Annotated in this window: 18 protein-coding genes; 15 read left to right on the top strand and 3 right to left on the bottom strand. The window is 62.0% G+C overall.

Going from position 1 to position 17,773, the window contains the following annotated elements; genetic code table 11:
* Positions 1-55: 55 nt before the first annotated feature.
* The 12 genes from FFS60_RS01815 to FFS60_RS01870 all read left to right on the top strand — a co-directional run bounded on the left by FFS60_RS01815 (position 56) and on the right by FFS60_RS01870 (position 12,146).
* The gene (locus FFS60_RS01815) at positions 56-922 is read left to right on the top strand and encodes a LysR substrate-binding domain-containing protein (protein WP_137820960.1); all 867 of its coding nucleotides are present in this window, start codon (positions 56-58) and stop codon (positions 920-922) included.
* A gap of 362 nt (positions 923-1,284) precedes the next feature.
* The gene (locus tag FFS60_RS01820) at positions 1,285-2,004 is read left to right on the top strand and encodes an autoinducer binding domain-containing protein (protein WP_137820961.1); all 720 of its coding nucleotides are present in this window, start codon (positions 1,285-1,287) and stop codon (positions 2,002-2,004) included.
* 113 nt (positions 2,005-2,117) lie between these two features.
* Positions 2,118-2,669, top strand: coding sequence for an acyl-homoserine-lactone synthase (locus FFS60_RS01825; RefSeq protein ID WP_137820962.1), 552 nt, complete (start codon positions 2,118-2,120; stop codon positions 2,667-2,669).
* Between the two features lie 26 nt (positions 2,670-2,695).
* Entirely contained in the window at positions 2,696-3,289 is a 594-nt protein-coding gene (locus FFS60_RS01830) for an NAD(P)H-dependent oxidoreductase (protein WP_137820963.1), read from the top strand.
* Between the two features lie 20 nt (positions 3,290-3,309).
* Positions 3,310-3,822: a DUF2867 domain-containing protein gene (locus FFS60_RS01835; protein ID WP_256658030.1), complete on the top strand. Its 513-nt coding sequence runs from the start codon at positions 3,310-3,312 to the stop codon at positions 3,820-3,822.
* 128 nt (positions 3,823-3,950) lie between these two features.
* Positions 3,951-6,191 (top strand): RND family transporter, encoded by a 2,241-nt coding sequence (locus tag FFS60_RS01840; RefSeq protein WP_137820965.1) that lies wholly within the window; start codon positions 3,951-3,953, stop codon positions 6,189-6,191.
* Positions 6,184-6,978 carry an outer membrane lipoprotein-sorting protein gene (locus tag FFS60_RS01845; protein WP_137820966.1) on the top strand — a complete coding sequence of 265 codons (795 nt, stop codon included), beginning with the start codon at positions 6,184-6,186 and terminating at the stop codon, positions 6,976-6,978. Before FFS60_RS01840 ends, FFS60_RS01845 begins: the two co-directional genes overlap by 8 nt.
* Positions 6,978-8,201, top strand: coding sequence for a hypothetical protein (locus FFS60_RS01850; protein ID WP_137820967.1), 1,224 nt, complete (start codon positions 6,978-6,980; stop codon positions 8,199-8,201). The genes FFS60_RS01845 and FFS60_RS01850 overlap by 1 nt, the downstream gene beginning before the upstream one ends.
* Before the next feature lie 28 nt (positions 8,202-8,229).
* Positions 8,230-9,483 carry an AfsA-related hotdog domain-containing protein gene (locus FFS60_RS01855; RefSeq protein ID WP_137820968.1) on the top strand — a complete coding sequence of 418 codons (1,254 nt, stop codon included), beginning with the start codon at positions 8,230-8,232 and terminating at the stop codon, positions 9,481-9,483.
* Positions 9,480-10,625: an NADH:flavin oxidoreductase gene (locus tag FFS60_RS01860; RefSeq protein WP_137820969.1), complete on the top strand. Its 1,146-nt coding sequence runs from the start codon at positions 9,480-9,482 to the stop codon at positions 10,623-10,625. Before FFS60_RS01855 ends, FFS60_RS01860 begins: the two co-directional genes overlap by 4 nt.
* Before the next feature lie 14 nt (positions 10,626-10,639).
* On the top strand, positions 10,640-11,413 hold the full coding sequence (locus FFS60_RS01865; protein WP_137820970.1) for an SDR family NAD(P)-dependent oxidoreductase: 774 nt from the start codon (positions 10,640-10,642) through the stop codon (positions 11,411-11,413).
* A gap of 1 nt (position 11,414) precedes the next feature.
* Entirely contained in the window at positions 11,415-12,146 is a 732-nt protein-coding gene (locus FFS60_RS01870) for an SDR family NAD(P)-dependent oxidoreductase (protein ID WP_137820971.1), read from the top strand.
* Between the two features lie 70 nt (positions 12,147-12,216).
* On the opposite strand, the gene FFS60_RS01875 is transcribed toward FFS60_RS01870, so the two are convergent.
* The 3 genes from FFS60_RS01875 to FFS60_RS01885 form a co-directional block, all read right to left on the bottom strand.
* Complete coding sequence (locus FFS60_RS01875) at positions 12,217-12,939, bottom strand: GntR family transcriptional regulator (RefSeq protein WP_137820972.1); 723 nt, start codon at positions 12,937-12,939, stop codon at positions 12,217-12,219.
* Positions 12,940-12,995: 56 nt separating this feature from the next.
* Positions 12,996-13,691: a FadR/GntR family transcriptional regulator gene (locus FFS60_RS01880; RefSeq protein WP_016490713.1), complete on the bottom strand. Its 696-nt coding sequence runs from the start codon at positions 13,689-13,691 to the stop codon at positions 12,996-12,998.
* Positions 13,692-13,755: 64 nt separating this feature from the next.
* On the bottom strand, positions 13,756-15,111 hold the full coding sequence (locus tag FFS60_RS01885) for a C4-dicarboxylate transporter DctA (protein WP_256658023.1): 1,356 nt from the start codon (positions 15,109-15,111) through the stop codon (positions 13,756-13,758).
* Between the two features lie 281 nt (positions 15,112-15,392).
* On the opposite strand from FFS60_RS01885, the gene mpl reads away from it, so the two are divergent.
* From mpl to FFS60_RS01900, 3 genes are read left to right on the top strand one after another with little or no spacing between them, the layout of a single operon-like run.
* Complete coding sequence (gene mpl, locus FFS60_RS01890) at positions 15,393-16,745, top strand: UDP-N-acetylmuramate:L-alanyl-gamma-D-glutamyl-meso-diaminopimelate ligase (protein ID WP_028631386.1); 1,353 nt, start codon at positions 15,393-15,395, stop codon at positions 16,743-16,745.
* 10 nt (positions 16,746-16,755) lie between these two features.
* Positions 16,756-17,385 carry a flavin prenyltransferase UbiX gene (gene ubiX, locus FFS60_RS01895; protein ID WP_028631387.1) on the top strand — a complete coding sequence of 210 codons (630 nt, stop codon included), beginning with the start codon at positions 16,756-16,758 and terminating at the stop codon, positions 17,383-17,385.
* Positions 17,378-17,668, top strand: a complete 291-nt coding sequence (locus FFS60_RS01900; protein ID WP_028631388.1) for a YceK/YidQ family lipoprotein — start codon at positions 17,378-17,380, stop codon at positions 17,666-17,668. The genes ubiX and FFS60_RS01900 overlap by 8 nt, the downstream gene beginning before the upstream one ends.
* Positions 17,669-17,773: the final 105 nt, after the last annotated feature.

Below are 17,773 nucleotides of genomic sequence, written 5' to 3' on the forward strand. Positions count from 1 at the left end.
AATCGATTTATAGTATTTCAAATATAAGTTGAGCTTATTTATTGAGGGCAAGCAGATGGCGGTTTCCCAGGCACAGCTCAAGGCCTTCCATGCTGTGGCCGTACACGGCAACTTCACCCGCGCGGCCGAGGCGCTCTTCCTGAGCCAGCCAGCGGTTTCCGACCAGGTGCGCAAATTGGAGGAGCGTTTCGGCATCCTGCTGTTCCACCGCAACAAGCGTTCCGTGCAGCTGACCGACCTGGGCGAGCGCCTGCTGGCGATCACCCAGCGCCTGTTCACCGCAGAGGCGGAGGTGCAGGAGCTGCTCTCCAGCGAGCGGGCGCTGGAAACCGGCAGCCTGACCCTGGCGGTGGATTCGCCGGTGCACCTGCTGGGCCATATCGCGCGCTTCTGCGAGCGCTATCCGGGCATCACTGTGCGGCTGGTCACCGGCAACAGCGACGAGTGCCTGCGCCGGTTGCGGGAATACAAGGCGGACTTTGCCCTGCTGGGGCGGGCGGTGGAGGATGAGGGGCTGATCACCCAGGTGCTCAGCAGTTCCCCGCTGGTGGCCTTCGTCGCCCATTCCCACCCCTGGGCCGCGCGCGATTCGATCGTCCTCGCCGACCTGGAGGATATGCCGATGGTGCTGCGTGAGCGTGGCTCGATGACCCGGCAGATTCTTGAAGAAGAGATGGCCCGCGCCGGCATCGCCATCCGCCCGGCCATCGAGGTGGAAGGCCGCGAGGCGACCTTCGAGATGGTCGCCGCGGGCCTCGGCGTCGGCCTGGTGTCGGCGGCGGAAGTCGGCGCCAGCGCCAACGTCCATGTGCTGCCGATCCGCGACTGCCAGCAACACATGACCGAGACCCTGGTGTGCCTGCGCGAGCAGGGTTCGCGGCGGATCATCGAGACCTTCTTCGAGATCGTGCGCGGCAGTTAATCAGAGCCCCAGGTCGTGCTCAGCTGTCCCTTCAATCGCGTACAGCAGTCAGTTGGTGTTGGGCGTGAGTTGACGCGCGTTTTGGGGGGAAAGCGTACTGCGCTCTCGCCAAGTGACAAATTCAGAGCAGTCTTATTGCGTCCCGGCTGGGTCATGGTTACATCATTTCCTCGGGCACAAGTCGACTGTATCTCAGCTATTGGTGGATCGTTCGCGCTAGTCCCCGGCTGGGTTGACCCTGTAGTGTCACCGCCCTGAATCCAGTGGGCATCTCCGCAAAGGATGGCCGAAACCCAGTAACGGGTGGTGCGTCATAATGCTTTCACCGGACAGAGTCGTTTCAACGAGAGAAGGGATTCTCCATGCATCACTGGCAATCCGATTTATTGCAAACTGCCATGTTTGCCTCAGACGTCAATGTGTTCTTAGATCAGGTGATTCGAGTTGCTCATGGTTTGGGGTTTGCCTATGTAGCTTATGGTTCGCGGCAGTTGTTTCCCTTGAGCCGAGAACGGCCTTTTGTCATAAATAATTATCCATTATCTTGGCAAGCAGCCTATGTAGCCAACGGCTATCTAAATATCGACCCCTATGTGAAAAAAGCGCTTTCAAGCGCCTTTCCGGTGATTTGGGACGCAGAACTCAAGGCGAGAGTTCCGTCGTTCTGGGAAGATGCCGGTGCTCATGGGCTGGTGGAGGGATGGGGGCAATCAATCTTGTCGCGTGGCCAACAGAGTCTTGTCACCTTCGCCCGCCCTAGCGAACCCATAACCATTGTGGAATTGCGGAGCAAGCAGGCGAAACTTTCGTGGCTGGGCAATATTACTCATCTGGGCATGGAGCGAGTCCGAGAGTTAGGCCAGGACACCGGAGCTGAGTGTTTCGTTCATCTTTCCCAGCGAGAGAAGGAAGTCCTGAAGTGGACAGCAGATGGGAAGACTGCTGCCGATGTATCAATCATCCTGAATATTAGCGAGCGCACAGTTAACTTCCATATTCAGTCCTGTCTTCAGAAACTGGATTGCCAGAGCAAGATATCTGCGGCAGTAAAGGCCTCCCTGATGGGCTTGCTCTGGGGGTGAGGGCGCAATAGATACTCTCTGCTGGTGTCGTTGTCACCTGTCAAGGTTCGCAGTAGCGCGTTGTTTGGCACATCCACTCTAATTTCGTGACCATAAAGTCAGGGAGTTGGGCGATGGAATATGTGGCAGGACGATTGAGGGAGCTTCCCGCGTCTTACCAGCGACGGATGGGGAAATATCGCTATGACGTGTTTGTCCGGCAGCTGGGCTGGAAGCTGCAGGCCCCTCCGGAGTTCGAATGTGACCAGTTCGATCACGATGATACCCACTATGTGTTGGCTGAATGCGAGGACGGCACCATCGTAGGCTGCGCACGCCTGCTGCCGACCACTCAGCCGTATTTGCTGAGCGAGGTCTTCCCGGAGCTGCTCGATGGTCAGAGTGCACCCTGTCGCAACGATATCTGGGAGCTTTCCCGCTTCGCTGCCATCGACATCCGCGTGCCCGGGAACAAAGGACGGCAGCTTCGCGATGACTTTGCCGTCGACCTGCTCAAGGGAGTTATGGATTACGCCAGGTCGTTCGGTGTGAGCCAGCTCGTTTCGGTTTCCCCCGTCTCAGTCGGCCGTCTGCTGAAGCGTGGCGGCATTCGCTTCGAGCTGATCGCCCCGCCAAAGGTCAGAGACAGCGGTGCCCTGGCTGCCTGTTGCATGACGTTGCAATAACCTCCGATACACACGAAAGGTAGAACATGAAAACTTTGGTGATCGTCGCGCATCCTGACCTCGCCCGCTCTCGGGTCAACGCCTGTTGGAAACAAGCCCTATCCCGACAGTCCGGTTTCAAGGTGAAGGATCTGAGTGAACTTTATCCGGACTATGCATTCGATATCGTCCGGGAACAGGCGGACCTTGTGGAGGCGGACCGCATCATTCTGCAGTTCCCGCTGTTCTGGTACTCCTGTCCGGCGATCTTGAAGAAGTGGATCGACGACGTCTTCACTCCCGGATTCGCCTATGCGCGGGGCGGTGACAAGCTCAAGGGCAAGGAGCTGATGCTGTGCATTTCCGTCGGGGCTCCCGAGGACGGGTACCGGGCAACCGGATTCAACAACTTCACCCTGGACGAACTCCTGCGGCCGTTCCAGCAGACCGCTTGTTACGTCCAGGCTCGGTTGGTGACGCCCTTTGTCTTCTACCAGTCGGTCTTTGCGACGGGCGAGCAACTGGAGCAGTCGGTAAAGGACATGCTGGCCCACGTCACCAATGTGTGTGAGCCCCCGAGCGTCGTTTACGAGAAGCTGCTGCTCGACGCCGAGGCAATGAACATTGCGCTGATCTCATGACCATCGAGCCCTGTACTTCCATGGTTCGTGACCGGCCGAAGCGTTGCCGACCGCTTGTGGGGAGCTCCCTTGAAGCGCTTTGCCGGACGGCCTATTACGCGGATTGCTACGCCTTGCTGGTTCCGGCGATGCGATACACCGATGCCCTGCAGGCCTACCAGGAAATGCGCAGTCGTATGCCGGGCTGGATCAACCGGCTGATGGTGGTACGGGATTTCCTCTGCCGTGCGTTCGGCATGACCCCAACCAAGGGCTTCGCCATCGACTCGGAATGTCTTGCTGGGCTCGAGGCGGGTAGTCAGCTCGACTTCTTCCGGGTGGTCTCGGTGAGGGCCGAAGAGTTGGTGCTTCGTCTGGAGGACCGGCACTTCGTTGTCTCGGTGGCGGTGTGCCTGGGGGGTGGGCCGGCGGGGCAGTTGATCCAGGTTGCGACTGCTGTCGTTCCCAGGACCCGTCTGGGCAAGGGGTACGTGCGTTTGATCGAGCCTTTTCACCGCCAGGTCGTTCGGTCGATGCTCGGCAGACTCGCCTGAATCGGACGGAATGGCTCCGTAACTACCAGGGAAACCTCATAAAAACTGTGACACGGGCTGATCGATGGATCGCGGCCTGGGCAGATGTCGTCCAGAAAAAGCCACTACTTGCTCTGCTGGCATGCCTGATGTTGACGTTGGCGGTTGCCGCCGGTGCGGCCAGGATCAGTGTGGCGACCAACTACAAGATCTATTTCTCCAAACACAACCCGGAGGTACTGGGCTTCGAGAAGTTTCAGGCCACCTACACCAAGGCTGACAACTTCTTCTTCGTACTCATCCCGCGGGATGGGAACGTCTTTGCGCCTCGTTCCCTGGAACTGGTTCGGGAGCTTACGGCGCAAGCCTGGAAACTTCCCTATGCGACTCGCGTTGATTCGCTGACCAATTTCCAGCACAGCGTTGCCGTGGACGACGACCTTAAGGTCGCGGACCTGGTTGGCGATCCGGCGAAACTCGCGAAGTACGATCTTGAGCGGCTGCGGGATATCGCCATGCACGAGCCCCTCCTGCGGGGGCTTCTGCTCAGCGAAAACGCCGACGCCACTGCGGTCAATGTCTCGCTCAAGTATCCAGAGGCTTCGTTGCAGGAGGTACCCCGCGCCGCCGAGGCCGCCAGGCAGTTGGTGGCGGATCTCAACGAGCGTTACCCCGATGTGGAGATACTTCTGTCGGGTACATCGATGCTTAACAATGCATTCGCCGAGGCAGGGATGCATGACCTGCTCTACCTGACCCCTGCCATGTACCTTGTGCTGTTTCTCGCCATGTGGGCAATGAACCGCTCGGTGATGCAGGCCTGCATGATCATGGTCATGGTCCTGTGCTCGTCGGCCATGGCCATGGGCTACGCGGGATACGCGGGTATCGAGATGTCGCCCATTTCCTTCTCCGCCCCGGTCATCGTCGCCACCATCGCGGTGGCGAATGCCAACCACCTCCTGCTGGCGGCCAAGATGAACCTCTCCCAGGGCCTGGCCCTCGAAGAGGCGATTCGCAAGGCGCTGGTGGAGAACTTCCTGGCCATCAGCCTTACCGCTGCCTCCACGCTGCTGGGGTTCCTCGCGGTGAACTCGTCGGAGTCTCCACCGCTGCAGCACCTGGGTAGTATTACCGCGGTCGGCATCGCGGCCGCATGGGGGCTATCCATGACGATGCTGCCGGCGATGATGCGTCTGCTAGGGTTGAACGCCAGCTCGGTCGGGGGGCGTTCGGTACGGCTGCTACAGGCTATGGCGGAACCGGTGGTGGAGCACCGCCGCAAGATCGGTGGCCTGGTGCTGGTCACCCTGCTTGTCCTCGCCAGTTGCGTATCGCTGTTGCGTCTGAGCGATGACTGGTTCAAGTACGTTAACGAGGGCAACACCTTCCGTCAGGAGTCCGACCGGATCATGCAGCGCTTCGGTCTTTCTCCTGTGGAGTTTTCCATCCCGGCGAACTCCACGGCAGGCATCAGCGATCCGGCTTACCTGGCCAACTTGCAGGAGTTCGTCGATTACCTCCGGCAGCAGCCGCATGTGCGGCACGTATTCGCCATCAGTGATGTGTTGAAGCGGCTGAACCGAAACATGAACGCCGATCGGCCCGAAGAGTACCGTCTGCCAACCGATGGAGCTGCCGCCGCTCAATACCTGTTGCTCTACGAGATGTCGCTGCCCTACGGCCTGGATCTGAACGATCGCATCAACATCGACAAGACCGCTTCCCGCGTGACAGTAATGCTTGGGGACGTGACCACCGAGCAGTCTCGCGCCTTCATCGAGCAGGCCGAGGCCTGGCTGCGGGCGAAAGGCGCCGGCATGGAGACTGAAGCCACCGGCGCCACTGTGATGGTGTCGATGATCGCCAAGCGCAACCTGGACAGCCTCGCGGAAAGCACCGTCCTGGCAGTTCTGGCCATTTCCGTGGTCTGTGCGCTGCTGCTCCGGAGTGTCCTGCTGGGCGTGGTCTGCCTGATAGCCACCACCTTGCCAATCCTTGCGGCCTTCGGCGTATGGGGGCTGGTAGAGGGCTCCGTAGGATTTTCCATTGCAGCGGTGGCGTCGATCTCCATCGGCATCATTGTTGACGACACGGTGCATTTCCTCAGCAAGTACACCCGAGCCAAGGCCGAGTACGGGTTCGACAATCCGGAGGCGGCGAAGTACGCCTTTGCCGGCGTTGCGCCGGCGGTCCTGGCCAACACCGCGATCCTGATGCTGGGCTTTTTCTCCCTGCTGTTCTCCACTTTCAAACTGAACGTCGACATGGGATTGCTGACCTTCCTGGCCATCGGCCTTTCGCTGGTATCCACCTTCTTCTTCGTCACCCCGCTGCTCAGCCTGCAGTGGCGGCAGTCCACCGTTAACGAGGTCATCGAGCATGCTTAAGCACTTCTTCTTCGGCACTCTGTCAGCTCTCTGCCTGAGCACAGCACCGCTGCTCCAGGCTGCCGACGCGGAGCAGGAGGGTCATGCCATCGCTAGGGCCTACGACATCAGCGATGCGGGCTTTCGTGATAGCCGAGTGAAAGTCCGCATGGTGCTGCGCAACGCCGTCGGCCAAGAGGTGTCCCGCGATCTTCTGCTTAGCACCTTGGAGAAGGACGGCACTGACACCGGCGACAAGACCCTGGTGGTGTTCCTGTCACCGGCCGACGTGCGCGATACGGCCCTGCTCAGCCACCCTCATGTCCAAGAGGCGGATGACCAGTGGCTCTACCTGCCGGCGATCAAACGGGTCAAACGGATCTCAACCAGCAACAAGTCTGGCCCCTTCGTGGGCTCGGAGTTCGCCTTCGAGGACTTCACCTCCCAAGAGTTGGAGAAGTACCGCTACGAATTTGTCCGTAGGGATAGCATCGGTGGTCGACCAGTGGACGTGGTAACGCGCTTTCCCCGTGATACCCATTCGGGCTACAGCCGCCAGGTCGCGTATTTCGATGTGGAGAACAAGCAACCCCTGCGCGTGGAGTTCTTCGACCGCAAGCAGGAGCTGCTCAAGACCCTGGACCTGTCTGACTACCGCAACCAGAACGGTATCTGGCGTCCCCATTTCCAGAAGATGGTCAACCATCAGACTGGCAAGTCGACGGATTTACAGATGTCGGGCTACGAGTTCGGCGTAGGCCTCAAAGCGTCGGATTTCGATAGCTCGGCGCTGAACAGGCTGAAGTGATGCCCTCCTTTCGATCGATGGGACAGGCAGGGTGCCTGACCCTCTCGCTGCTCGGAGGGACGACCCAGGCGAACTGGGACACCGAATTCCGCGGTGGGCTGGAGGCGCAGGTGCGCTTGTTCACGCGGGACGCACCTTCGCCACAGGACGCGAATGTTCACTCCAGCTATTCGCTTCAGCCCGAGCTCAAGGCCACCTCAACGTCGCAGGACAGTGTCTTCGCGTCCAAATTGTTCTACCGCAAAGACTTCATTGACAGCCGTCGTACTCACTGGGATGTGCGCGAATTCAAGCTGGAACGTCGATGGGAAGGGACGGCGGTGACGGTTGGCGTCGACAGTGTGTTCTGGGGAAAGACGGAGTCCCAGAACCTGGTGGACGTGGTGAACCAGCGCGACGGGGTTGAAGGAGTATTCACCGACGAGAAGCTTGGCCAACCCATGCTGCGCCTAAGACATGTCGCATCAGGCGGCGTGTTCGAGGGTTACTACCTGCCGTATTCGCGGAAGGCCACCTATGCCGGGCGCCATGGCCGGCTGCGGACGCAGCCAGGAATTGATGGCGAGCGCGCGCAGTACCGGACGGGCGCTGAGCAATGGTATCCGGGTATGGCGTTGCGCTGGGAGCCTTCGCTTGAGGACGTGGAGATGGGATTGAGCGCATTCCACGGATTGTCCAGGGACCCGTCGTTCACACCGATTCTCAAGGATGGCGAGCCCTGGTTCGCCCCGGTCTACGGTGCGGTCACCCAGCTGGGGGTCGATGCCCAGTACGTCACCGACGAGACCCTTTACAAGCTGGAGGGCATTTATCGCTGGAACCAGCTCGACCTCGTGCTGGATAAGCGCAATTACGCGGCGGTGACGGTGGGGATTGAGCACACCATCGGTGCTTTCCTGGAGGGCAGCGGCGACCTTGGGCTGATTCTCGAATACAACCGGGACGGCATTGGTAAGCGGTCGGTCAACGTGCTTGAAGACGATGTCGTGATTGGGCTCCGCTACACGCTTAACGATTTCGCCGACACCTATTTGCTAGCCACGGTCGCCGTGGATCGTATTTATGGCAGCAAGCTTTTCAAGGCCGAGCTGACCCGGAGACTCGGCGAGTCTTTACGGCTAAGGCTCGAGGCTTTCGCGCCATCTCTCAGGGATGACGAAGAGTTCATCTACGGCTATCGACGCGATGCGTCTATTAGCACTTCGCTGACTTATTACTGGTAGCTCGGATAACGAGGAAAGGGAAAATCTCATGATTGAAATGGAACGGAAGGTCGACAAAAACCTCGTACACAAGAGCCACGACGATGACGTCCTGATCTATGACGCACGGCATCTGCTACCGGCATGGTTGCCTCCCGGGTTGCTCGAACAGTCCACGCTGGACACTGCCAATCGGGACGATATTCAGCTCGCCTACCGTCTGGAGGGCGAGCGCTATGTCTTGCGTTCGTTGCCGGAGTCTATCGGGCTGGGCGAGTTGGAGTGCTGCGGGCTTGCTGGTTGTCTGGAGGAGCTGCGGGAGAACTTCACGCTGGAGGGCGACAGACTGCGTCTGACGGGTACGTGGGTTCTGGAGAGCACCGAAGAGAAACTGGCTCGTTTGCCAGGCGTCGGAGAGCCGCTGGGTATTCCCGAGCGGCGGCGCGTCCATGAAGCGCTGAAGCGGCTCGAGGGATGCCCGCAGCAGGGTATGCAGTACTTCACTTTCTTCAACGATCTGCAGAATTACTTCTTCTATCGCAAGCACCACGAGCACGTCCCCGGTCTGATGCTGATCGAGGTAGCGCGCCAGGCGATGTATGCCCAGTTCTACGAGCACAGTGGCTACGCCCGCGGGGAAGTGTCCATTTCCATCGTTGACCTGGTGTCGGGCTTTCCGCGCTATACCGAGTCGTCGTACCCGGTGAGCGTGCTGGTCTGCGACTACGATGAAAAGCCCCGGAGTCGTGAGCGCAAGGTCGACAAGCGCGCGCGCTTCTTCCAGGCCGGTGAACTGGTGGCCGACATCCGACTGCGCGGCGAGGTCATCCGCATGCCGGTGTTCAAGCGCATGCGCAACATCAGCATCGACCCCACCCACTGGTTCCGTGCACTGAAGGGGATTGGTCACGAAGCCCTTGTGCGCTTCGACTGCGGACGGCATCTGCGCGCCAATCTCGAACTGCTCTCGCTGGAGCAGATCGAGGTGCGCTGTGAAGGTGCCGACTCCCTCGGATTCATCTCGGAGTCCGCACCGGGCCAGTTGTACTTGCATCTCGAACAGTTCGGATTGATGGCCTTGCCAGTGGCGGCAATCCGGACCGTCGATGGGGAAGGCTGTGGGCTACTGCGCATTCGCTTGGCGGACCTGGATTTACGCACGCGATTCCAGTGGCGCGAAGTGCTCAAGCAGTTTGCCTATTTCTCCCACTTCGAAACACTGGTGGAGACGCCGTTTGGCTCCACGGCAGGACTCGCCGCTGTGGCTGCACAGCACGCCAGCGATACCAGGCCCGAAGTGTGAACTTGCGCTATCAGCATGTGCTCCAGCCACTGGAGCTTGCCGGGACTCTGCAGCTGCGCCACCGCATCTTCTTCGCCCCTATGGGCGTCGACCTTGCAGATCGTGGTGGCTGCTTCACGCCTGCGATGTTCGAGTTCTATAGGGGGATCATCGAGGGGGGCTGTGCCCTGGCGTTCCTCAGCAACGCTACGGTATCGCCCCATTCCCGCCTGCAAGAGGCGGGGCTAGGTTTGTTCGAGGCGCGGCAGGCGGAGGCTCTGAGGCCCTTCCTGGCGTGGGCCGAGGAAATGGGGACTCCCGTAGGGGTGCAGTTGCAGCACTACGGTGGACAAGGCACCACGTGCCTGACCGGTAGTCCGGTTCTGACGCCAAGCGGAGTTCCTTGCCCTCGGGTTTCTAGGCTGGATTCCGACTACCGCGTGCGGATCATGGACGAGAGCGATATTGCCGGGGTGATCGATGACTTCGCGAACTCTGCTTGTCTGGCCCGAGACAGCGGCTCCCGGCTGGTCCAGTTGCAGGCGTCCAACGGTTACCTGCTCGGCAGCTTCTTGTCGCCCCATACCAACCGTCGCACCGATAGTTACGGCGGCAGCGAGGCTAATCGTGCCCGTCTTCTGCTGGACGTAGTCGACGCCATTCGCCAGCGCACTGACGATCAACTGATCGTAACGGTCCGGCTGGGTATCGATGATTGCCTGGGGGACGAGGGGTTGCACTTCAGCCGATTGGGCGAAACGGTTCAGGCCTTGAACCAGGCGGGGGTAGCGGCGCTGGAGTGCTCCATGTGCGTGGGCGCTACGTTCGGGCGATTCCTTGGCTACTCGGAAGAAATGGACCGATACCTTCAGGAAGGTGTGCGTCACATCAAGTCGCAATCCAAGGTGCCCGTAGGTTATGCAGGCTTCATTGACGGTCTGGACAAGGCGGAGAGCTTGCTGGCACGTGGAATCTGCGACTGGGTCGGGATGTCGCGCGCATTGTTCGCCGACAACGATCTGATCCGAAAGGAACTGGCGGGGCGCTCCTCGGATGTCTTTCGCTGCCGCTGGGATGGCAAGTGCTTTGGTGACAAAAGCGACCCCCGCATGGACAGGGTTTACTGCTGCGTGAACCCGAAATACTTACGACCCCAGGTCTGAACAAGGAACGGAATATGTACGACTTCACAGGAAAAGTATGTCTGGTGACCGGCGGAACCAGCGGGATCGGCGCCCGCGTTAGCGAGCGTCTGGTCGAGTGCGGAGCGCAGCTGATTGTGCTGGGCCGCGATCCGGGCAAGGGATTCCTGCTTGCCGACCAATTGGGATCTGCCTGTCGCTTCATCGAGTGCGATGTGGCTGATGCAGGTCGGGTGGAAAGGGCGTTTGGGATTGTCCGGAAAGACTTTGGGCGACTGGACTGTGCCTTTAATAACGCCGGGGTCACTGCTCGCTACGGGGCTATCGCTGACTCCTGCCCTGATGATTGGGCCAGGGTAATCGGCATCAACCTCAACGGCACCTACCATAGCCTTCGTCAGGAGCTGAGGATGATGGCGGCTCAGGATGGCGTGGGCGCCATCGTCAATACCTCGTCCTGTGCGGGCGTGGTGCCCATTGGTGGACAGGTTGCCTACGTCGCCAGCAAGCACGCTATCAATGCCATGAGCCAGGTCGCCGCCCTGGAGTACGCGAGAACTGGAAGCGGTGGCAGCATCCGGGTGAACGCCATTGCCCCCGGACCGATTCTCGGCGGAATGAACAATGAGGAGCGACTGAAAGCTTCGCCCGAGAACACCCAGCGCAAGATCGATGTCACTGCCATGAAGCGTTTTGGCACTGCCGACGAAGTGGCCAATGCGGTGCTCTGGCTGCTCTCCGACCAGGCGAGCTATGTAACGGGCATGGTCATGCCCATCGACGGCGGCTACGGAAGTGGGAAGTTCTGATATGAAAACCGCTTTCGTTACTGGCGTCAGTCGGGGGTTCGGTAAGGCGATGGCCTCTCGGCTTCTGGCCGAGGGATTTCGGGTCTTCGGTTGTTCGCGCGGCCGCCCTGAACAGCTACTGCGGGAGAAACGCTTTCATTGGTGCCGAATCGACTTGAGCCGCATCGAGGACGTCGATTCCCTGCTGAACGAGTTCCTGCGTTCGCACAACTGCACCGGCTTCGACCTAGTCGTGCTCAATGCAGGACTCTTCGGGCCTTCGCCCCGGCCGGCGACTTCGATGCCGCTGAATGAACTCGAATACGTCCTTAACGTCAACCTGCTCGCCAACAAGGTCGTGCTGGATCGCCTGCTGACTTCGTACCAGGTAGACCAGTGCCTGGTCTCTGCTTCCATAGCAGGGGTCCGGCTGCGCGCAGGCACGCTCTGCTACGGTGTTTCCAAGGCTGCGCTCAACGCATTGTGTCAGATTTATGCGTTAGAGCATCCGGCGACCTTCTTCGCGGTACTGGGACTGTGCAACCTTGAAACCGGCTTGCTACGCGCCGCGCTGGGTGGTCCTCATGTAGACGGGTTTCCGGAGATAGCCGCTCTGCGTGACCGGGCGTCCTCGTCGGATTACGTCGTGCCGGTGGAGCGCCGTGTCGACCAGGTGTGGACCCTCTACAGTGACGGTTTTGCCGGTCGGCTGACATCAGGACAGTTTCAGGAAGTCCGCAGCCTCGTCGGGTAACGTCGTTCTAGCCCTGCGGGACGACACTGCGCGATAGCTTCTCCATAACCGGTTCCCTTGGAGGTCGGGCCTAGCGCAGCCGGCCCTGGAAGGCGGCCCGCAGGTCCTCGGTGGGCGGGGGCGTGAAGCGCAGCCTGGCGAACAGCCCGTGCAGGTGGCGGCTCAGCAGTTCGCCGGCCAGCTCCGGGTCGCGCGCTTCCAGGGCGTCCAGCAGCGCCTGGTGTTCATCGCAGGAGGCCTCGGTGTAGGCGCGGCCCCGGCTCAGGGCGATGTTCAGCGCGGCGCGCGGCAGCAGCTTGGCCAGGAAGCTCTGCAGCCAAGGGTTGCCGGCGTGTTCCGCGAGGCGCAGGTGGAAGCGGTTGGCCTGGCCGAGCAGGCCGGCGTGGTCGCCCACCGCCAGGCAGTGGCGTTGTCGCTCGACCATCGCTCGCAGCTCCGCCAGGTGCTGTGCATCCAGGCGGTCGCCGATCAGGCGGATCACCTGGGACTCGATCATCAGCCGCGCTTCCAGCAGTTCCCGGGCGTTGCGTTCGCAGGGGCGGGCGATGGCCGCGACCTGGTTCGGCGCCAGTTCCACCGCGCCCTCGTCCGCCAGCCGGGTGAGGGCCCGTTGCACGGTGCCGGTGCTGACGCGGAAGATGCGCCCGAGGGTTTCCTTGCTCAGCCGCGTGGCGGGCGCCAGGCGGCGTTCGAGGATCGCGCTGTAGAGCGCTTCGTAGACCAGGTGGCCGGCGGCGCGCGGCTGCCCTTGGGCTTCGCCGCTGGCCGGGTTGGGGGGGCTCCCGACTTGCATCGCGTGATGTCTCCAGGGGGGCGGTGCCCCCATGCAGTGGTCTCGTTGTCGCCCTTTCAGGCCTCGGGCAGGCGCAGGTCCAGGTTCAGCCGCACGCCTTCGTTGAGGATGTGCTGGCGCATGGCCCGGCTGGCCAGTTCGCTGTCGTGGCGGCGGATGGCGCGCAGGATGGTTTCGTGTTCTTCGAGGATCTGCTCGGCGTGTTCCGGGTCGCGCAGTGCCGGGCCTTCGCTTTGCTCCAGGGCGCCAGCGATCTGCTGGGAAACGCTGAGGAAGATCGGATTGGAGGTGATGGCCACCAGCTTGCGATGGAAGGCCGAATAGGCACTGGCCACCGCCGTGGGGTTGCGATCCTCCACCGCCTCGCGCATGTCCAGTACCAGCAGGCGCAGCTGGCTCAGGGCGTTGTCGTCCACCGTCTGCGCCACCAGGCCGACGATGAAGGGCTCCAGGGCGTAGCGCAGTTGCAGCACATCTTCGGCCGTGGCGCTGGCGGCGACGGGAATCCGCACCTCGTCCAGCGACTGGCCGCGGCGCTCCAGCACCATCACGCCCTTGCCGGGCAGGGAGCGGACCACGCCGAGGGTTTCCAGCACGGTGATGGCCTCGCGCAGGCTCGGCCGGCTGATTTCCAGCTGCTCGGCCAGTTCGCGTTGCCCCGGCAGCATCTGGCCGGCCGCCCACAAGCCCTGCTCGATGGGTTCGAGCAGCTTCTGCACGATGGAATTGACTCGCTTGGATGACGAGAACATTGAGCCTCCCTAGTGATTGAGGTCCTGTGACGGGTCGGCGCCCCGGACGGGGCACCGGCCGCCCTCAGGCATCCGTCTTGCCTGGCCGCGCCAGTTGCGTGCGCAGTTGCAGGGAGCCGTCCTGCTTGTCGTCGGCGTTGTCGCCCGCGAGTACCGCCTGGGCGCGCTGGATGTCGATGTCGCTCTCCCAGCGGGCGATGGTGACGGTGGCGACGCAGTTGCCGATGAGGTTGGTCAGGGCCCGGCCGATGCCCATGAACCAGTCGACCGAAAGTACCAGCACCAGGCCGGCGGCGGGAATGGCCGGCACCGCGGTGAGGGTCGCGGCGAGTATCACCAGGGCCGAGCCCGGGATGCCGTGGGCGCCCTTGGAGGTCACCAGGGACACCAGCAGGATGGTCAGCAGGTCGCCGGCCGACAGCGGCGTGCCGGTGGCGTGGGCGATGAACACCACGGCCAGGGTCAGGTAGATGGAGAAGCCATCGAGGTTGAAGGAATAGCCGGTGGGAATCACCAGGCCCACGGTGGAGCTGCGGATGCCCAGGCGCTCCAGCTTGCGCATCACTTGCGGCAGCACGGCGTCGGAGGAGGCGGTGCCGAGGACGATCAGCAGTTCTTCGCGGAAGTAGCGGATGAACGGGATCAGCGGCACACCGCACAGGCGCAGCACGCCGCCCAGCACCACCAGCACGAAGAGCGCGCAGGTCAGGTAGAAGACCGCCACCAGGGCGCCGAGGTGGCTCAGGGATTCGAGACCGTAGCGGCTGGTGGTGAAGGCCACCGCACCGAACACGCCGAGGGGCGCCAGGCGCACGATCATGCCCATGATGCGGAAGATCACGTGGCTGACTTCGCCGATCAGCCGGGACACGCCGCTGGCCTGCTCGCCCACCAGGTTCAGGGCGCTGCCGAAGAGCACCGCGAACAGCAGTACCTGGAGGATGTTGTTCTCGGCGAAGGCGCCGAACACCGAGGAGGGGATCAGGCCGAGGATGAAGTCCACCGGGCCGTGCAGTTGCTTGGTGGCCGAACCGTAGACCGCCGCGTCGGCGCCATGCAGGCTGGACAGGTCGATGTTGGCGCCGGCGCCCAGGCCCAGGCCGTAGGCGACCGCCAGGCCAAGGACCAGGGCGATGGTGGTCAGCACTTCGAAGTAGATCACCGATTTCAGGCCGATGCGCCCGACCTTCTTCAGGTCGCCGGCACCGGAAATGCCGTTGACCACCACGCAGAACACGATCAGCGCGATGAGCATCTTGATCAGCTTGATGAAGCCGTCGCCCAGGGGTTTGAGATGGACGGAGAATTCCGGTAGCGCGACGCCGCAGAGCACGCCGATTACCAGGCCAACCACGACTTGCAGGAATATCGAGCGGGAGCAGAGCTTGAGTAGCATTGCGGGGGTCTCCGTTCGGCGCATCCGCGGGGCCCGAAGAGGGAAGGGCGCGTGGGGCGAATGCAATATTTGTTGTTGTGGTATTACCGGTCAGACCAGTTCAGCCTATTGCCAATGTCGGGAGCTTGGCAAGCGCTGTTTGTCAGGCTGTCGCGCAGGGGCACGTCCGATGTGACGACTTCGATCTTTTTCCTTGGGCCGAGGTCCAACGGCGAGCCGTTGCGGCCGTGAGGTCCGCCAAGCCCCTGTGCTAACCTGCGACAAGTTTTTTTCGGGCTCCGCAAGCCCGTTTCCAGAGGTCATCCATGCATATCCACATCCTCGGCATCTGCGGCACCTTCATGGGTTCGCTGGCGGTGCTGGCCAAGGAACTTGGCCACCGTGTCACTGGCTCCGACGCCAACGTCTACCCGCCCATGAGCACCCAGTTGGAGGCCCAGGGGATCGAGCTGATGCAGGGGTACGAACCTGCGCATCTGGAACCGGCTCCGGACCTGGTGGTGGTCGGCAACGCGCTGTCCCGTGGCAACCCCGCCGTGGAGCACGTGCTGAACAAGGGGCTACCCTACGTTTCCGGCCCGCAGTGGCTGGCTGACCACGTGCTGCAAGGGCGCTGGGTACTGGCTGCGGCGGGCACCCATGGCAAGACCACCACCAGCAGCATGCTGGCCTGGGTGCTGGAGCATGCCGGTATGAGCCCGGGCTTCCTGATCGGTGGTGTGCCACAGAACTTCGGCATTTCCGCGCGCCTGGGCGGCACGCCGTTCTTCGTGGTCGAAGCTGACGAATACGACAGCGCCTTCTTCGACAAACGCTCCAAATTCGTCCATTACCGCCCACGTACCGCAATCCTGAACAATCTGGAGTTCGATCACGCGGACATCTTCCCCGACCTCGCTGCCATCGAGCGGCAGTTCCACCATCTGGTGCGGACCATTCCTGGCGAGGGCCTGATCATCCATCCCACTTCCGAAATCGCCCTCAAGCGCGTGCTGGACATGGGCTGCTGGACCCCGGTGCAAACCACCGGCGAAGGCGGCCAGTGGCAGGCCCGTCTGCTGGCCGAGGACGGCTCGCGCTTCGAGGTACTGTTCGAAGGCCAGGTGGCCGGCACCGTGGATTGGGAGCTGACCGGCCAGCACAACGTCGCCAATGCCCTGGCTACCCTGGCCGCTGCTCGTCATGTCGGCGTGGTTCCAGAACTGGGCGTGGCTGCGCTGAGTGCCTTCAAGAGCGTCAAGCGGCGCATGGAGAAGGTCGCCGAGGTGAAAGGCGTGACCCTTTATGACGACTTCGCGCACCACCCCACCGCCATCGCCACCACCCTCGATGGCCTGCGTAAGCGCGTCGGCGACGCTCCGGTGATTGCGGTGATCGAACCGCGTTCCAACTCCATGAAGCTCGGCGCGCACCGCGACGGCCTGCCGGAGTCGGTGAAGTTGGCTGACCAGGTGTTCTGGTACGCGCCGCCGAACCTCGGCTGGGACCTGGCGGCTACCGCCATGGCCTGCCCGGTGCCGGCGCAGGTCTGCACCTCGCTGGAGAGCATCATTGCCGAGATCAAGGTGCTGGCGCGCCCGGGCACCCAGGTGGTGATCATGAGCAACGGCGGTTTCGGCGGCCTGCATGGCAAGCTGGCCAAGGCCCTGGAAGATTAAGGAACTGGCGATGACCGGACCCTCCCGCATCACCCTGGCGATGACTGGCGCTTCCGGCGCCCAGTACGGCCTGCGCCTGCTGGACTGCCTGATCCAGGAAGACCGCGAGGTGCACTTCCTGATTTCCAAGGCGGCGCAGCTGGTGATGGCCACCGAGACTGACGTCACCCTGCCGGCCAAGCCCCAGGCCATGCAGGCCTTCCTCAGCGAATACACCGGCGCGGGGCCGGGGCAGATCCGTTGTTACGGCAAGGAAGACTGGATGTCCCCGGTGGCCTCCGGCTCCGGTGCGCCCGCCGCCATGGTGGTGGTGCCGTGCTCCACCGGTACGCTGTCGGCCATCGCCACCGGCGCCTGCAACAACCTGATCGAACGCGCGGCCGATGTGACCCTGAAGGAGCGTCGCCAGTTGATTCTGGTACCGCGCGAGGCGCCGTACTCCAGCATCCATCTGGAGAACATGCTCAAGCTGTCCAATCTCGGTGCGGTGATCGTGCCGGCCTCGCCGGGCTTCTATCACCAGCCGCAGACCATCGATGACCTGGTGGACTTCGTGGTGGCACGCATTCTCAATCTGCTGGATATCCCGCAGGACATGCTGCCGCGCTGGGGTGAGCACCATCAGGGCGTCGATGACTAGGCGCCTCGCTTCGACCTTGCTGGCATTGGCGCTGTTGCAGGGCTGTGCCAGCGTCGGCACCCTAAACGCGGCCAAACCGGGGGCGCCGATCATTTATTCGGGCACCCGCCTGGACTGGTATTCGCTCCATGGCGGTTGCTGCCCGATGGACCGCTTCGGCGCCTTGCCGCCGAAGTATCCCGCCCTCGACCTGCCCGCCAGCGCCTTGCTGGACACGCTGCTGCTGCCCTTCTCGGTGGCGGCGGAGCTGGGCGTGACGCTGGGCGTTACTGGTGGGTATTGAGCCGTAAACCTGTGGGGGCCAATTCATTCGCCAACCGGGCCGTAGGCTCGGCCCTTGGGTTTGCAGGGGGATGCTGCGCATCCCTTGGCGAATGAATTCGCCCCC

It is taken from the genome of Pseudomonas sp. D(2018) (genome assembly GCF_005502555.1).
In the GTDB taxonomy this organism is placed as follows: Bacteria; Pseudomonadota; Gammaproteobacteria; order Pseudomonadales; family Pseudomonadaceae; genus Metapseudomonas; species Metapseudomonas resinovorans.

Excerpts from the sequence above, each read along its gene's own strand:
- FFS60_RS01815 (WP_137820960.1), top strand. The coding sequence starts at position 56 with ATGGCGGTTTCCCAGGCACAGCTCAAGGCCTTCCATGCTGTGGCCGTA.
- FFS60_RS01820 (WP_137820961.1), top strand. The coding sequence starts at position 1,285 with ATGCATCACTGGCAATCCGATTTATTGCAAACTGCCATGTTTGCCTCA.
- FFS60_RS01825 (WP_137820962.1), top strand. The coding sequence starts at position 2,118 with ATGGAATATGTGGCAGGACGATTGAGGGAGCTTCCCGCGTCTTACCAG.
- FFS60_RS01830 (WP_137820963.1), top strand. The coding sequence starts at position 2,696 with ATGAAAACTTTGGTGATCGTCGCGCATCCTGACCTCGCCCGCTCTCGG.
- FFS60_RS01835 (WP_256658030.1), top strand. The coding sequence starts at position 3,310 with ATGGTTCGTGACCGGCCGAAGCGTTGCCGACCGCTTGTGGGGAGCTCC.
- FFS60_RS01840 (WP_137820965.1), top strand. The coding sequence starts at position 3,951 with ATGTTGACGTTGGCGGTTGCCGCCGGTGCGGCCAGGATCAGTGTGGCG.
- FFS60_RS01845 (WP_137820966.1), top strand. The coding sequence starts at position 6,184 with ATGCTTAAGCACTTCTTCTTCGGCACTCTGTCAGCTCTCTGCCTGAGC.
- FFS60_RS01850 (WP_137820967.1), top strand. The coding sequence starts at position 6,978 with ATGCCCTCCTTTCGATCGATGGGACAGGCAGGGTGCCTGACCCTCTCG.
- FFS60_RS01855 (WP_137820968.1), top strand. The coding sequence starts at position 8,230 with ATGATTGAAATGGAACGGAAGGTCGACAAAAACCTCGTACACAAGAGC.
- FFS60_RS01865 (WP_137820970.1), top strand. The coding sequence starts at position 10,640 with ATGTACGACTTCACAGGAAAAGTATGTCTGGTGACCGGCGGAACCAGC.
- FFS60_RS01870 (WP_137820971.1), top strand. The coding sequence starts at position 11,415 with ATGAAAACCGCTTTCGTTACTGGCGTCAGTCGGGGGTTCGGTAAGGCG.
- FFS60_RS01875 (WP_137820972.1), bottom strand. The coding sequence starts at position 12,939 with ATGCAAGTCGGGAGCCCCCCCAACCCGGCCAGCGGCGAAGCCCAAGGG.
- FFS60_RS01880 (WP_016490713.1), bottom strand. The coding sequence starts at position 13,691 with ATGTTCTCGTCATCCAAGCGAGTCAATTCCATCGTGCAGAAGCTGCTC.
- FFS60_RS01885 (WP_256658023.1), bottom strand. The coding sequence starts at position 15,111 with ATGCGCCGAACGGAGACCCCCGCAATGCTACTCAAGCTCTGCTCCCGC.
- mpl (WP_028631386.1), top strand. The coding sequence starts at position 15,393 with ATGCATATCCACATCCTCGGCATCTGCGGCACCTTCATGGGTTCGCTG.
- ubiX (WP_028631387.1), top strand. The coding sequence starts at position 16,756 with ATGACCGGACCCTCCCGCATCACCCTGGCGATGACTGGCGCTTCCGGC.
- FFS60_RS01900 (WP_028631388.1), top strand. The coding sequence starts at position 17,378 with ATGACTAGGCGCCTCGCTTCGACCTTGCTGGCATTGGCGCTGTTGCAG.